This is a genomic window from Streptomyces sp. NPDC021622 (assembly GCF_040640795.1).
In the GTDB taxonomy this organism is placed as follows: domain Bacteria; phylum Actinomycetota; class Actinomycetes; order Streptomycetales; family Streptomycetaceae; genus Streptomyces.
Genome location: NZ_JBFACK010000009.1, coordinates 77128 through 91054 on the forward strand (window position 1 = coordinate 77128; position 13927 = coordinate 91054).

Here is a 13927-nt window from a genome sequence, read left to right on the forward strand (position 1 = left end):
CGTTGCGCACCGCGACCACTCCGGCCAGTGCGGGTCCGCGGCGAGGACCTCCTGGTCGCCCGGGGTGCCCCTCGGGACGGCGGATCGAGTGACCCGGAGAGCGGCCGGTCAATGGCTCGATCGCGTCGATACGGGTGCCGTCGGGGGCGTACGGGATCGGCGCAGGGGATGGGCATCGGCGACGGCCGACGTGGGCCGGGAGGGCTCGGGGGCGGTACCAAAACCCCGAAGCCGGACACCGTTACCCGCAGTTCGCCTGATCGTCTTCCGCTGTCCGCCCGGATATGAGAGAACGCTCGGATGTGCGATGACGAACTGATACCACCCCGGGCGGACTTGACCGAAAAGCAGTGGCTGCGTGCCGACGCGCCGCTCGCCCGGGACCTTGCCGAGAAGTGGGGGCCGGGGGCCCTCACGCTGCACCGCCGTACTCTGCTCGGCGGTGCCGCCGCCGGAGCCGCGCTCGCCGTGCTGCCGTTCGGCGGGCGACAGGCCACGGCGGCGGAGGGCGCCGCGAAGTTCCCCTTCCCCGACGGGCCGAACAGGAACGGGGAGTTCGCCGTCCTGGTGACCGGAGACTCCGGCACCGGTGGCGAAGAGCAGCTGGCCGTGACCGAGGCCGCCCGGCGGGTCTGCCGTGACGAGGGCGTCTCGGTGGCCGTCGGTCTGGGCGACAACATCTACGAGAACGGGCCCGAGTCCGACCACGACTCCGAGTTCCGGGACAAGTTCGAGACGCCCAACACCGGCATCGACGTCCCCTGGATGATGGTGCTCGGCAACCACGACTGCTCGGGCCTGATCCCGGGCAGCGGCGGCGACCCCTCGCGCGGCGACCGCGAGGTCTCCTACGCGGCCTCCTCACCGCGCTGGTACATGCCGAGCCGCTACTACAACGTCACCCTGCCCACCCCCGAGGGCCGGGGCGACCCAGTGGTGGAGTTCTTCGCCCTCGACACGAACCCCGTCGCCTCGACCGTCGCCCAGACCGACCCGCACTACAAGTGGGACGGCCCGTACATGCGCGCCCAGCGGCAGTGGCTGGACTCGGCGCTTGCCGCGTCGCGGGCCCGCTGGAAGGTGGTGCTCGGCCACCACCCCTACCTCAACAACGGCAAGCATGGCAGCGCCGGTTCGTACGACGGCTTCGTCATCGGCAACTACACGAGCGGCATCCACCTCAAGGAGCTGTACGAGCAGGTGGTGTGCGGCCGGGCCGATCTGATCCTGTCCGGGCACGACCACACGCTCCAGGTCCTTGAGCCCACGACCCGCACGGCCGGCACCCGACAGATCGTCTGCGGGGCGGCGGCCAAGTCCGGTGACGGCAGGGCCCATTTCGACCACCCAGCCGCCTGGCAGAACTTCTCCGACGTGGGCTTCATGATCCTCAAGGTCTCCGAGCGGGCCATGACCGTGGACGTCTACACGGTCGACGTCGCCACCCGCACCGCGCACCTGGCCCACACCACGGCGACCTCCGCCGCGGCCGCGGGCCTGTCCGGCGTGCGGTAGGGCCTGGTTCGGAGCGGGCGGCCCGACCCCGTCACGCGGCTCTGTCGCCCCGTGCCGCCCCTGCCACGTTCCTGGCCCACAGCACGAGCGGGACCTGGAGCGGGAGGCGGCCGAGTGCGGCGGCCCTGAGCGGGGCGGGGCGGTGGCGCCAGTCGGCCGCCATCTGGACGTTGGCGGGGAACACGCCCACGAAGAAGGCCGCCGTGGCCAGCGCCGCGGTGCGCCGGGTGCGGGGCAGCGCCACTCCGGCCGCGAGCGCCAGCTCGACCGCGCCGCTCGCGTACGTCCAGGCCCGCGGCGAGCCGGGCAGGGCGCGCGGAATGGTCGCGTCGAACGGCTTCGGGGCGGCGAAGTGGGCGACCCCGGCCCCGGCCAGCAGACCGGCCAGGAGCAAAGGGGAACGCGGCACGAGCGACATACGGCCTCCTCAAGTGACGGGAGGCAGACCTTACTCGACAGTAACTCCGACGTCACCGGGCCGTGTGACCGCGTTCCTGGAAGGCGGGCCCGCCCCGGCCTCACAGCAGCCGGGCGCCCCGCCTCGCCAGATATCTGACCGGGTTGATGTCCGAGCCGTAGCCGCGCCTGGTCCGGATCTCCAGGTGGAGGTGCGGCCCGGTGGCGCGGCCGGTGGCGCCGCTGCTGCCCAGCCGGTCGCCGGTGCCGATGCGGGCCCCTTGGCGAACCGCGATGCGCGAGAGATGCGCGTACACCGCGTAGTGGCCGTCCCGCAGACGCACCGTCACCGCCTTGCCGTACGCACCCGACCAGCGCGCCAGGACCACCGTGCCCGCGCCGACCGCGTGCACCGGGGTGCCCCGGGGCACGGCGAGGTCGACGCCGGTGTGGTGTCCCGCGATCCAGTTGCCGCGCACTCCGTAGCGGGCGCTGACGCGGAACCGTCTGCGCAGCGGCAGGGCGAATCGTCCGGGTGGGCCCTGCGGGGCGAGGGGACGGGCCTCCGGGATCGCCTCGTCCGCCTCGGCCAGGGCCTGCTCGAACTCCTCGTCGTAGCCGGCGCCGCAGTCGCCGTCGGACTCCGCGGCCGCGTGCGGCGTGGGTCCCGCCACCGTGAGGGCGCCGCCGGCCAGGAGGACCGCGGCGACGCTCAGTACGTCACGTCGTGTCGTGCCCGCTTCACGCGGGCTGTCTATGTCGTAGCGCATGCCCGACAGCACAACGGCGGCGGGCCGCGGGCGCACGCCGACTGCGCCGCATGGCGTAACGGCCGCACCACGTCAGTCGGGCGTCGGCCGGTACACGGTGAGTGCCTCGGGGAGTTTGTCGACGAGCAGCGCCGTGGGAGCGGGGGCGACTTCGCCGTCGTACGCCATCGGTGTGTCGGCCGGCAGGCCGGAGACGACAAGCCGCTGGGGCCGTGCGGACGTGTACAAGCGGGTCCTCGCAAGCTGTCCGGCCAGCGCGGCGACCAGGAGGCGGCTGCGCGCGAAGTGCCCGCCGCGCGCGATGCGGACGTCGAGGAGGCCGTCGGCCAGGTCGTGCCGGCGCACAGGGGCGATGCCGGCGCTGCGGTAGGCGCCGTTGCCCGCGAAGAGCAGCCACAGGGAGCGGCCCCGTCCGTTCACCACCGCGTGCAGCGGGCGGCCGGTGCGCACGATCCGGGCGACGCCGAGCAGGGTCGCGGCCGGGCCGCCGATCCGGGGTGACCAGTGCTCTCTGATGCGTACGAGATCGGGGTAGGCGCCGAGGCTGAACGTGTTGAGGAAGTACACCGGGTCGGAGTACGTCCTGTCCTCCGGCTCCGCCCCGGCCTGCGGCCTGATCCGGCCGACGTCGGCCCGCACGGCGCTGCCGTCGGCGACGGCCGCGCAGGCGTCCGCGACGGAGTCGACGCCCAGGTCCGCCGCGAAGTGGTTGAACGTACCGCCGGGCAGCACCATCAGCGGCACCTTGTGCCGCAGCGCCGGCGCGACGGCGGCGTTCACCGTGCCGTCACCCCCGCAGATGCCGAGCACGCCGCCGCGCCCGGCCGCGTCTTTGGCGGCCTCCTCGATCACGCCGGGGAGCGGTCCGGCCTCGTCCTCGTAGAGCACCACATCGGCGCGGGGCAGTGCGCTCTTCAACTGCCGTACGGGATCGAGGAGTTGCTGGGTTCCGGACGACGGGTTGACCACGACCACCAGGCCCTCGCCGTCCGGCAGCGCGGGCGCGTCCGTCCGGGGCCGCGCGGGCGGCGGCAGCTGCGCACGGGAGGGCACAAGGCCGCGCACCGCGAAGGCGGCGCCCGCGCCGAGGGCCGCGCCGGCCAGGACGTCGCCGGGGTAGTGCACGCCGGTGTAGACGCGGGAGAACGCCACCGACCAGGCGACCGGCGCCACGGCCGCGCCCAGGGTCCGCGACTCCAGCGCGACGCCGGTGGCGAAGGCCGCCGCCGATGCCGAGTGCCCGGACGGGAAGGAGCTGGTGATCGGCTGCCGGGCCAGATGCCGGATCACCGGCACCGCGTCGAGGACCGGCCGGCTGCGGCGCACCGCGCGCTTGCCCAGCGTGTTGACCGTGGCCGAGGCGAGCCCCAGCGACGCGACGCCGCGCACCGCCGCCCGCCTGCCCCGCGCGCCGCCGAACGCCCACATCCCGGCGGCGATGCCGAACCACAGCAGCCCGTGGTCGGCGCTCCGGCTGAGCCGCGGCAGCACCGGCTCCGCGGCCGGCCAGGATCGGGCGGCCACATGATGGAACGCGAAGCGGTCGGTGGCACTGAGCAGCCGGCGGGCGCGCCGCCCCGGTAGATCCTTCATGCTCCTCTCCTACCCCCGCGCGCCGTCCGCACCGCACATGTCTTGCGCCGACGGCCCCGTATTCCCTTCAATCAGTCATATGGCAGTCCCTCGCTCCGCCCCACGTTCCCCCTCGCCCCAGCGGCCCGATGAGCTGCCGCCGACCGCATGGGCCGTGCTCGGCCTGCTCTCCTTCCCCGGCGAGCGCACCGGCTACGAGCTCAAGAAGTGGGCGGACGCCTCGCTCCGCTTCTTCTACTGGTCGCCCGCCATCAGCCAGATCTACGCCGAGCTGCGCCGCCTCGAAGGCCTCGGCTACGCCACGTCGCGGCGCTCGGGACCCGAGGAACCGCGCACCAAACGCACGTACTCCATCACCGAGGCGGGCCGTGCCGCGCTCGCCGGGTGGGCGGGCGGCGCCGAGGACGTGGGGCCGCCGGTGCTCAAGCATCCGCTGCTCCTGAGGGTCTGGCTCGGGCATCTCGCAGAGCCGGACGAGCTGCGGGCACGGGTGCGCGAGCACATCGCCCGTACGAGGGGCGAGCTGGCGCAGGTGCGCGAGGCGCTCGCCCGCGCCGATGGCGTCGAGGCCTGGTCGCATCCGCAGATCGCGCTGGGCTGGAGCGCGCGGCGCCTGGAGGCGGAGATCGGCCTGGCCGAGGCGATGCTCGACGACCTCGCAGGCCTCACCGCCCCCTCAAGCCCCACGGAGAACACCGCTCCCGCGGCGCCCAGTCAACCCCTGGAGGACTCGCCCACCCACGGGTGAAGCGGCTCGCGGCGACGGGCCGCCGGCCGGTAGGACGGGGCGGGTCAGCCGACCCCGCCGTACGGAGCAGTGCACCTGTGAGCACCCGCGCAGTCCTTGTCGCCGCCGTCATCACCGGCCTCATCCTCGGCATCATGGGAAGCAGAGCGAACGACTCCGATTCTTCGGGCAGGCCGCGTACGGGCGGTTCCATCGCGGAGGCGGGCGATTAGGCTGCGACCTTGCCGCGTGGCTTTCCTCCGTCCTCAGCCCCGCGGCCGCCGAGCCGCCGTCGACGGAAGCGAGTGAACCTTGAACTTCCTCACCATCGGTCATCGCGGGGTCATGGGTGTCGAACCCGAGAACACCCTCCGCTCCTTCATCGCCGCGCAAGCCGCGGGCCTCGATCTCATCGAGCTCGATCTGCATCTGAGCAAGGACGGCGCCCTCGTCGTCATGCACGACGCCGACGTGGCCCGTACGACCGACGGCAAGGGACCGATCGCCGAGAAGACCCTGGCCGAGCTGCGGGAGCTGGACGCGGGGCGCGGCGAGCGCATCCCCGTCTTCGAAGAGGTCCTGGATGCCGTGAAGGCACCGCTGCAGGCCGAGATCAAGGACGTGGCGGCCGCGCGCGCCCTCGCCGAGGTCATGCACCGCCGCGATCTGGTGTCGCGGGTAGAGGTGATCTCCTTCCACGACGACGCGATCGCCGAGATCGCGCGCCTGGTCCCCGGCGTACGCACCGCGCTCGTCGCGAGCCGCTACGGCACGGACGTCGTGGAGCGCGCCACGGCGGTCGGCGCCACCACCCTCGTACTGAACATCCGGCGCCTGACGCTGGAGATCGTCGAGCGCGCCAAGAAGGCCGACCTGCGGATCATCGGCTGGGTCGTGAACACCCAGGACGATCTGCGCCTGGTGCGCGCGCTGCAGCTGGACGGCGCGACGACGGACTATCCGGAGATCAAGCGGACGGGCCGCTTCACGGCCTGACCCTCAGGCCAGCGGCTTGACCAGCAGCTCGAACTGCAGGTCGGCGCGCTGCGGAATGCCGAAGCGCTCATCGCCGTACGGGAAGGGCGTCATCTCTCCCGTACGGCGGTAGCCGCGCCGCTCGTACCAGGCGATGAGGTCGTCGCGTACGGAGATCACGGTCATGTGCATCTCACGGGCACCCCACGCCTCGCGGACGGTCCGCTCGGCCTCCGCGATGATGACCTTGCCGAGGCCCGCGCCCTGGAGCTCCGGGCTCACCGCGAACATCCCGAAGTAGGCGTGTGCACCGCGGTGTTCGAGCTGGCAGCAGGCGACGACCCGGCCGCCGCGCTCCACCGTGAGCAGCTTGCTCGTGGGCGACTTGATGACATCGACGACACCCTGGGGGTCGGTCCGCTGCCCCTCCAGGATGTCCGCCTCGGTGGTCCAGCCGGTCCGGCTGGTGTCACCGCGGTACGCCGATTCGATCAGCGCGACGATCGTGTCGACGTCCGCGTCGGTGGCGTCCCGGAAGACGAGGTCACTGGTGCTGGGGCGCGGTGCGGTGTCCATGGGGCGGGTGCTCCGTTCTCTGACGCAACTCTGGGGCGCGGCGCGGGCTGCGCACCGCCGAGGGTAACCCGCCGCTAAGGTGCGGCTGCATGGTGCACGTACTGAGCAGCAGGATCCTTCTCCACCCCACCGACCCCGAGCGCTCGCGCGCCTTCTACGGCGAGGCGCTCGGCCTGGCCGTCTACCGCGAGTTCGGCACGGGCCCCGAGCGCGGCACGGTCTACTTCCTGGGCGGCGGCTTCATCGAAGTCTCCGGCCGCTCCGAGAGCCCGCCGTCGCCCGGCCTGCAGCTGTGGCTCCAGGTTCCGGACGCGCGGGCGGCCCATGCGGAGCTCGTGGAGCGCGGCGTGGAGGTGACACGGCCACCGCTGAAGGAGCCCTGGGGTCTGATCGAGATGTGGATCGCGGACCCGGACGGCGTCAAGATCGTCGTCGTCGAGGTCCCGGACGATCACCCGATCCGTTTCCGGCCGGGGATCTGAGGCGCGTTCATCGCTGTACGTCCATTTTCCGCGGGGCAAGGAGGAGTTGGTGGGATTTCAGGCGTCTCAGCGGGTCCGACGTCTGACTTCCGGGGTAGGGGGAACCCGCCCGGCGCATCCGACATGCGGCGCCTGGCGCCCCGGCGGAGGATGAACCGGACGCCTCTCCGAGGAGACCCGTGTGTCCCCGCCGACGGTGCCGACGCCGTCCTGAGCCCACACCCTGGAGGGACCTCGAAATGCAACCTCCCCGGATTCTGATCGTCGGCGGTGGATTCGCCGGTATGGAGTGCGCGCACAAGCTGGAGCGGACGCTCAAGGCGAGCGACGCCCAGCTGCGGCTCATCAGCCCGCAGGACAGCCAGCTGTATCTGCCGCTGCTTCCGCATGTCGCGGCGGGCGTGCTCACCCCGCAGGCGGTCGCGGTGTCGCTGCGCCGGATGCTGCGGCGCACGGTGATCGTGCCGGGCGGGGCGATCGGCGTGGACCCGCACGCGAAGGCCGTGATCGTACGGAAGATCAACGGCGAGGAGGTCGTGGAGCGTTACGACTACCTGGTGCTCACGCCGGGCAGTGTGACGCGGCAGTTCGACATCCCCGGTGTCGACACCCACGCCGTGGGCGTCAAGACGCTGGCCGAGGCCGCGTGGATCCGCGACCACGTGATCGCGCAGCTCGACCTGGCGGCGACGACATCGGACCGGGCGGAGCGCGTGTCACGGCTGCAGTTCGTGGTCGTCGGCGGCGGGTACGCGGGGACGGAGACGGCGGCCTGTCTGCAGCGGCTCACCAGTGCCGCCGTGAAGCGGTATCCGGGGCTCGACGCGTCGCTGATCAAGTGGCATCTGGTGGACATCGCACCGAAGTTGATGCCCGAACTGGGCGACCGGCTCGGCGAGAAGGCGCTCGCCATCCTGCGGCGGCGCGGCCTGAACGTGTCCCTCGGGGTCTCGGTGGCCAAGGCGACCGAGGACTCCGTCACGCTCACCGACGGGCGCGTGCTGCCGTGCCGCACGCTGATCTGGACCGCGGGTGTCGCGCCGAGCCCGCTCATCGCCACGCTGGGCGCCGAGACCGACCGGGGCCGCCTGGTGGTGCGTCCCGATCTGACGGTGCCGGGCCTCGACGGGGTGTTCGCGCTCGGCGACGCGGCGGCCGTGCCGGACCTCGCCAAGGGCGGCGACGCGATCTGCACGCCGACCGCGCAGCACGCCATGCGGCAGGGGTGGGCCGCCGCCAAGAACATCGCCGCCGCGCTGCACGGCGACCCGCTGACCGACTACCGGCACAAGGACATGGGCCTGGTCGTCGACCTGGGCGGCATCCACGCCGTGTCGAAGCCGCTGGGCGTGCAGTTGACGGGCCTGCCCGCGCAGATCGTGGCGCGCGGCTACCACCTGGGCGCGCTGCGCACCCTCACCGCGCGCTTCCGCACGGCGGCGAACTGGGTCCTGAACGCGGTCGCGGGCAACGACTACGTACGCACCGGCTTCCAGGCCCAACGCCCCGCCACGCTCAAGGACTTCGAGCACACCGATGCCTATCTCTCGAAGGAGCAGATCGAGGCGCGGCTCGCGGAGGAGGGCACCAGGCGGTCGATGGCCCCGGAGAAGCCCCGTTTCCCGTAGACGACCGGCTCTGCTCTGGCCGGATGAGTGGGCGGCGACTACCAGTGGTGGGGTAGCGCCGCTTCGGCTTCACGCTGCCCGTACGAGGGGGGACGTACGGGGCTCCAGATGGCGGCGGTCGACGTCCGAGGGTAGATGCCGCCCCTCCGAAAGGCGCGTCGCGCCGGCTGGTTGATCACGGCGAGCGTCACGTCCGTACTACGCGTCAACTGCCCTCACACGAAGGACTCCACCACCATGCGTATCGGCATCGACGTCGGGGGGACCAACACCGACGCCGCACTCCTCGGGGGCGACGACCGTGTGCTCGCCACCGCCAAGTCGCCCACCACGTCCGACATCACCTCCGGGGTCACCGCCGCCGTCCGCGCCCTGGATCCGCCCGTCGAGTCCGTCACGGCGGTGATGATCGGCACCACGCACTTCCTCAACGCGCTCGTCGAGGGCGCCCGTCTCGCACCCGTGGCCGCCGTACGACTGGGTCTGCCCGCGACGGCCGCCCTTCCGCCGATGACGGACTGGCCCGAGCGGCAGCGGGCCGCCGTCGGCGGGCACGGCTATCTCTGCCACGGCGGAAGGGAGTTCGACGGGCGTCCTCTTTCGCCGCTCGACCCGGAGGAACTGAAACGGGCCGCGGCGGACATCGCGGCGCGCGGGCTCACCTCCGTGGCCGTCTCATCGGTGTTCTCGCCGGCCGCCGAGGAGGACGAGCGGCGCGCGGCCGAGATCCTGCGGGCCGAACTGGCCGTGGGCACGCACTTCTCGCTCTCCCACGAGCTGGGCCGGGTCGGACTGCTCGCCCGCGAGAACGCGACGATCATCAACGCGGCGCTGCGGGATCTGGCGGTCGTCATCGTCGAGTCGCTCGGCAAGGCGCTCGCGGAGGTGTCGGTCACCGCGCCGTTCTTCCTCTCGCAGAACGACGGGACGCTGATGGACGTCGACTTCGCGCGCGCCTATCCGGTGGCGACGTTCGCGTCAGGGCCGACCAACTCGATGCGGGGCGCGGCCTTCCTCTCCGGGCTCGGCGACTGCGCGGTCGTCGACGTGGGCGGCACCACGGCCGACGTCGGCATCCTCAGCGGGGGCTTTCCGCGCGAGGCGGCGGGCGAGAGCAGGGCCGCGGGGATCCGCACCAACTTCCGCGCCCCCGACGTCCTCTCGCTCGGCATCGGCGGCGGCTCGCTCGTCTCGCCGGACGGGGAGACCGGCCCACGATCGGTCGGCCACCGGCTCACCGAGGAGGCCCTCGTCTTCGGCGGTACGACACTGACGGCGACGGATCTCGCAGTCGCAGCGGGCCTCGCCGAGGTCGGAGACCGCAGCCAAGTAGCCCATCTACAACGGGAGTTCACCGACCAAGCCCTCGACAGGATCGCCGGGCGGCTCGCCGAGAGCGTCGACCGGATGCGCACCTCGGCCGCCGCGCTGCCGGTCGTGGCGGTCGGGGGCGGCTCCGTCCTGGTCCCCGACGCGCTGCCCGGCTTCGCCGATGTGCGCCGGCCGCGCCACTTCGACGTGGCCAACGCGGTCGGTGCGGCGATCACCCAGGTCGGCGGGGAGGTCGACCGGGTGTATCAAGTCCCCGAGGGGCGGCGGGATTCGGTGCTCGCGGGGGCTCGCGACGAGGCGGTGGAGCGGGCGCGGGACGCCGGGGCGCGCCCCGGCAGCGTACGCGTCGTCGACATCGAGGAGGTGCCGCTCGCCTATCTGCCCGGCGGCGCGACACGCATCCGGGTCAAGGCGGTCGGCGATCTCGATCCGGCGCGGATCACCGGGGCGTCGGTCCGTCGCTCCGACCGGGCGACCGCGCATGCGTGAGATCACCCTCGCCAACCTCGACGACATCGCGCGCGGCGCGGGCATCCTCGGCACGGGCGGAGGCGGCGACCCGTACATCGGCAAGCTGCTGGCCCACGAGGCGATCCGGGCGCACGGACCGGTGCGGGTCGTCGCCATCGACGAGGTGCCGGCCGACGCGACCGTCGTCCCGATCTCGGGCATGGGCGCCCCGACCGTCCTCCTCGAGCGCGTACCGAACGGCTGTGAAGAACTGGCCGCGTTGCGCGCCCTGGAAAGACACATCGGCCGCCCGGCGACACACATCGCGCCGATCGAGATCGGCGGGGTCAACTCGATGCTGCCGATCGCCTGCGCCGCGCGGTCGGGTCTGCCGATCGTGGACGGGGACGCGATGGGGCGGGCGTTCCCCGAGGCACAGATGGTGCTGCCGGGCCTGATCGGTGTCACCAACTCCCCGATGGCGCTGGCCGACGACAAGGGCAACACGATCATCATCGAGGCGGTCGACAACCACACGGCCGAGCGGATCGGGCGAGCGGTGTGCGTGGAACTCGGCTGCCAGATCGCCTGCGCGGACACCGTACTGCGCGGCGACCAGCTCGCCGCCGGTCTGGTCCCGGCGACGCTCACGCTCGCCGAGCGGCTCGGTGCGGCGGTACGCACGGCGCGGGCCGCGCACACCGGCCCGGTGGCGGCGGCGCGGAGGGTGCTCGGCGGCAGAGCGCTCCTGACGGGCAAGGTGGTCGATGTCGGCCGACGCACGGAACGGGGCTTCGCACGGGGCCGGGCCCGCATGGAGGGCACTGGCCCCGACACGGACAAGACGCTCGAACTCGCCTTCCAGAACGAGCACTTGATGGCGGTCCTGGACGGCGTGACAGTGACGACGACGCCGGACCTGATCTGCGTCCTGGACAGCGGAACAGGCGACCCGATCACCACGGAGGGCCTGCGCTACGGCCTGCGCGTCAGCGTCGTGGCCGCCCCCTGCGACCCGCGCTGGACCACTCCGGACGGCCTGGCGCTGACCGGCCCGCGCTATTTCGGGTACGAGGTGGACTATGTGCCGTTCGGTTCGGCGGGCTGAGTCTCCTCCACACCCAGGGGCGTGGTGGACGGCAGCAGGGTGATCGTCCGCCGCGCCCCCTTCTCCACGGCGGCACGGGAGTACAACAGCGGAAAGGAACCATCGGCGGCCCAGGCCCCGAACAGATCCTCGTAATGCTCACTGCCCGGAACACCGGACTGCCCCGGCGAGTTCATGGCCACGGATTCGTCCCAGGAGCCGACGTCGACGACGATCCGGAAGGTGGCCCCGGCGGTCTGCCGAAAGCCGGGCCCATAGGCGGCGGCCCCCACGGTGTCCCCACTGCCACCGCGCGGGACGGGCCCCAGAGAGGCCCACTCCGGGGCGGGCCCGTCGAGCAGGCCGGCGATGGGATGCCGCAGCTGAGCCTGGTGCAGCGCACCCCAGGCCCACCCGCCGGGGTCGGGCCCGAGCAGCCGCCCCAACTCACCGACGGCGTCGGCAAGCGTGCGGAGCAACAGCACGGGATCCGGGTCGCCCTCGAGCAGTTCAAGATCGACGCGGGGGTCGGCGGCGGCGTCCTCCACGGGCAGCACCCGAGCAAGGGCCTGCTGCCGCTGCCCCTCCCCCACGATCCCGTCGAGCGCCCGCTCCAGGAGGGCGGGCCGCAGATGACGCCGGTACCAGACCTCGAAGAGGGCGCCGACCGGGGACTCGACGGTGAGGCGGGCGTCCCAGTCGCGCAACAGGCCAAGGGCGGCGGTAATCGTGGGATCGGCGCTCTCCAATCCCCCCAACAGCCGCTGGACGCGCCGGGCGGGCAGACTCACATAGTCGGTCTGCAGCCGGACGCACTCTTCGACGGTCCACCCGGTGCGCGCTCCGAGCTCCTCACTGATGCGGTCGTGGCGGGTGGCGGCATACCAGTCGTACGTCACCGTCTTCTCGTCGTTCGGGTAATCGGGCGGCAGATTCAGCTGGTTGGCGGTGGCGAACCAACCCTGGTCCGGGTCACGCTCCGACGGCAGCTCCTCGACATCCAGGAAGCCGTCCCACTCGTAACGCCCGTCACCCGGGACCGGCAGGGTGCCGTCCCAGCCCCACCTGACGGGAACGCGACCGGCGGGGCGCCAGCCGATGGTGCCGTCGGGGGCCGCGTAGACCTGATTCTCGCCGGGGGCGCCCCAGCGGCGCATGGCCGCAACGAACGCATCCGGGCTCTCCGCCCGCATGTAGTCCATGCTGCCCAGATAGGGAGCCATGCCGGGCCCGAGCCAGGCGGCACGGACCGCGAACGCGGCGTTCTTGTCGGGGAGTTCGCGAATGACCGGCCCATGACGGGTGAACCACAAGTCGGTGATGACCGGGTCACCACCACTCACCGGGATCTCCTCCGTAACCCGGGTCATCGCTTCCCACTGCCCCTGGTACCAGTACGCGTGCGGATCATTGGGATCCGTGCGGTAGACGTACAGATCCTCCTGATCGATCGGAAAGATCGTCAGACCGAACGCGATGTGCCCGTTGTGGCCGATGGAGATGCCGGGCAGGGCCGGTTCGCCCGCACCGATGGCATCGATACCGGGCGCGGAGAGGTGCGCCAGATAGCGCAGGGCGGGCAGGGTGACGGCTCGGTGCGGGTCGTTCGCGAGCAGCGGGCGGCCGGTGGCGGTGCGGGACGGGGCGATGACCCAGTTGTTGGACCCGTCCAGGCCCTGGCGGGGAGCTGCGTCCGCCGCCCAGGGGGGCGTGGTCGCCATCTCGTACACACGCAGGACGTCATCCGGAATGACGGACAGGTCCAGCCCTTCGGGGACGCGCAGTTGGTGCGGCGCGGGCTCGCGTCGCCGCCGAACCTCCTCCGTGCCGGGGCCGTGGTCGCGCAGGGTGAGAGCTCGGGCGACCTCGTCGCGGAGGTTGTACTGGAGGCCGTGACTGCGGATGCGGGCCACGTCGGACGGATCCCAGTAGGCCGGGATGTACCCCAACTCGGCGAACTCCGGCGGAAGATGGCGATCATCCTCGCGACACAGCGCCACATAGGCATTGATGCCGCGCACAAACGCCGCCGTCACCCGCTCCGTGTCGTCACCGTAGGCACGCCACTCCTCAGCCATGTCACCCCGGTAGAGGAACAGCCGCGCCGCACGGTCGTGTTCGACGTACTCATCGCCCAACACCTCGGCAAGCAGCCCCAGTCCGCGCCGACGCCACAGGTCGAGCTGGAAGAGCCGGTCCCGGGCGGCGTTGAAGCCCTGGGCGAGGAACAGATCGTCCTGCGAGGCGGCGTACAGATGCGGGACGCCCCACTGGTCGATCAAGATCTCGACTGGCTCGACAAGCCCCGGGACCTCGTATTCCGTCATCCGCTACCCCACTCCCCTGCGCCGCGTACACCCGCTCGCCGCCCATGTACGAGGGCGGTACCGCGATCC

The 13927-nt window shown here is 72.2% G+C and carries 13 protein-coding genes; 8 read left to right on the forward strand and 5 right to left on the reverse strand.

All coding sequences use genetic code 11. The annotated features are described in order from the left end of the window. Positions 1 to 336: 336 nt before the first annotated feature. Positions 337 to 1515, forward strand: coding sequence for a metallophosphoesterase (locus AB0G47_RS19295; protein ID WP_360771077.1), 1179 nt, complete (start codon positions 337 to 339; stop codon positions 1513 to 1515). Positions 1516 to 1546: 31 nt separating this feature from the next. On the opposite strand, the gene AB0G47_RS19300 is transcribed toward AB0G47_RS19295, so the two are convergent. From AB0G47_RS19300 to AB0G47_RS19310, 3 genes are all read right to left on the reverse strand, one after another. Continuing rightward, positions 1547 to 1933 (reverse strand): DoxX family protein, encoded by a 387-nt coding sequence (locus AB0G47_RS19300; protein WP_360771080.1) that lies wholly within the window; start codon positions 1931 to 1933, stop codon positions 1547 to 1549. A 100-nt stretch (positions 1934 to 2033) separates the two neighbouring features. Further along, positions 2034 to 2681: a M23 family metallopeptidase gene (locus tag AB0G47_RS19305; protein WP_360771083.1), complete on the reverse strand. Its 648-nt coding sequence runs from the start codon at positions 2679 to 2681 to the stop codon at positions 2034 to 2036. Between the two features lie 72 nt (positions 2682 to 2753). After that, positions 2754 to 4274: a diacylglycerol kinase family protein gene (locus AB0G47_RS19310; RefSeq protein ID WP_360771086.1), complete on the reverse strand. Its 1521-nt coding sequence runs from the start codon at positions 4272 to 4274 to the stop codon at positions 2754 to 2756. A gap of 79 nt (positions 4275 to 4353) precedes the next feature. Here AB0G47_RS19310 and AB0G47_RS19315 point away from each other — a divergent pair, with 79 nt between their 5' ends. From AB0G47_RS19315 to AB0G47_RS19325, 3 genes are all read left to right on the forward strand, one after another. Further along, positions 4354 to 5022 carry a helix-turn-helix transcriptional regulator gene (locus AB0G47_RS19315; protein ID WP_360771089.1) on the forward strand — a complete coding sequence of 223 codons (669 nt, stop codon included), beginning with the start codon at positions 4354 to 4356 and terminating at the stop codon, positions 5020 to 5022. A gap of 77 nt (positions 5023 to 5099) precedes the next feature. Continuing rightward, on the forward strand, positions 5100 to 5234 hold the full coding sequence (locus tag AB0G47_RS19320) for a hypothetical protein (protein ID WP_360771092.1): 135 nt from the start codon (positions 5100 to 5102) through the stop codon (positions 5232 to 5234). 79 nt (positions 5235 to 5313) lie between these two features. Beyond that, positions 5314 to 5997: a glycerophosphodiester phosphodiesterase family protein gene (locus AB0G47_RS19325; RefSeq protein WP_266869402.1), complete on the forward strand. Its 684-nt coding sequence runs from the start codon at positions 5314 to 5316 to the stop codon at positions 5995 to 5997. A gap of 3 nt (positions 5998 to 6000) precedes the next feature. On the opposite strand, the gene AB0G47_RS19330 is transcribed toward AB0G47_RS19325, so the two are convergent. Continuing rightward, positions 6001 to 6552 (reverse strand): GNAT family N-acetyltransferase, encoded by a 552-nt coding sequence (locus AB0G47_RS19330; protein ID WP_360771095.1) that lies wholly within the window; start codon positions 6550 to 6552, stop codon positions 6001 to 6003. Positions 6553 to 6641: 89 nt separating this feature from the next. On the opposite strand from AB0G47_RS19330, the gene AB0G47_RS19335 reads away from it, so the two are divergent. The 4 genes from AB0G47_RS19335 to AB0G47_RS19350 all read left to right on the forward strand — a co-directional run bounded on the left by AB0G47_RS19335 (position 6642) and on the right by AB0G47_RS19350 (position 11552). Then, complete coding sequence (locus tag AB0G47_RS19335; RefSeq protein WP_360771098.1) at positions 6642 to 7034, forward strand: VOC family protein; 393 nt, start codon at positions 6642 to 6644, stop codon at positions 7032 to 7034. Between the two features lie 239 nt (positions 7035 to 7273). Next, positions 7274 to 8662 carry an NAD(P)/FAD-dependent oxidoreductase gene (locus AB0G47_RS19340; protein WP_360771101.1) on the forward strand — a complete coding sequence of 463 codons (1389 nt, stop codon included), beginning with the start codon at positions 7274 to 7276 and terminating at the stop codon, positions 8660 to 8662. A gap of 237 nt (positions 8663 to 8899) precedes the next feature. After that, the gene (locus AB0G47_RS19345) at positions 8900 to 10483 is read left to right on the forward strand and encodes a hydantoinase/oxoprolinase family protein (RefSeq protein ID WP_360771104.1); all 1584 of its coding nucleotides are present in this window, start codon (positions 8900 to 8902) and stop codon (positions 10481 to 10483) included. Next, on the forward strand, positions 10476 to 11552 hold the full coding sequence (locus AB0G47_RS19350; RefSeq protein ID WP_360771107.1) for a DUF917 domain-containing protein: 1077 nt from the start codon (positions 10476 to 10478) through the stop codon (positions 11550 to 11552). The genes AB0G47_RS19345 and AB0G47_RS19350 overlap by 8 nt, the downstream gene beginning before the upstream one ends. On the opposite strand, the gene AB0G47_RS19355 is transcribed toward AB0G47_RS19350, so the two are convergent. Further along, positions 11525 to 13858 (reverse strand): penicillin acylase family protein, encoded by a 2334-nt coding sequence (locus AB0G47_RS19355; protein WP_360771110.1) that lies wholly within the window; start codon positions 13856 to 13858, stop codon positions 11525 to 11527. The genes AB0G47_RS19350 and AB0G47_RS19355 overlap by 28 nt on opposite strands. Positions 13859 to 13927: the final 69 nt, after the last annotated feature.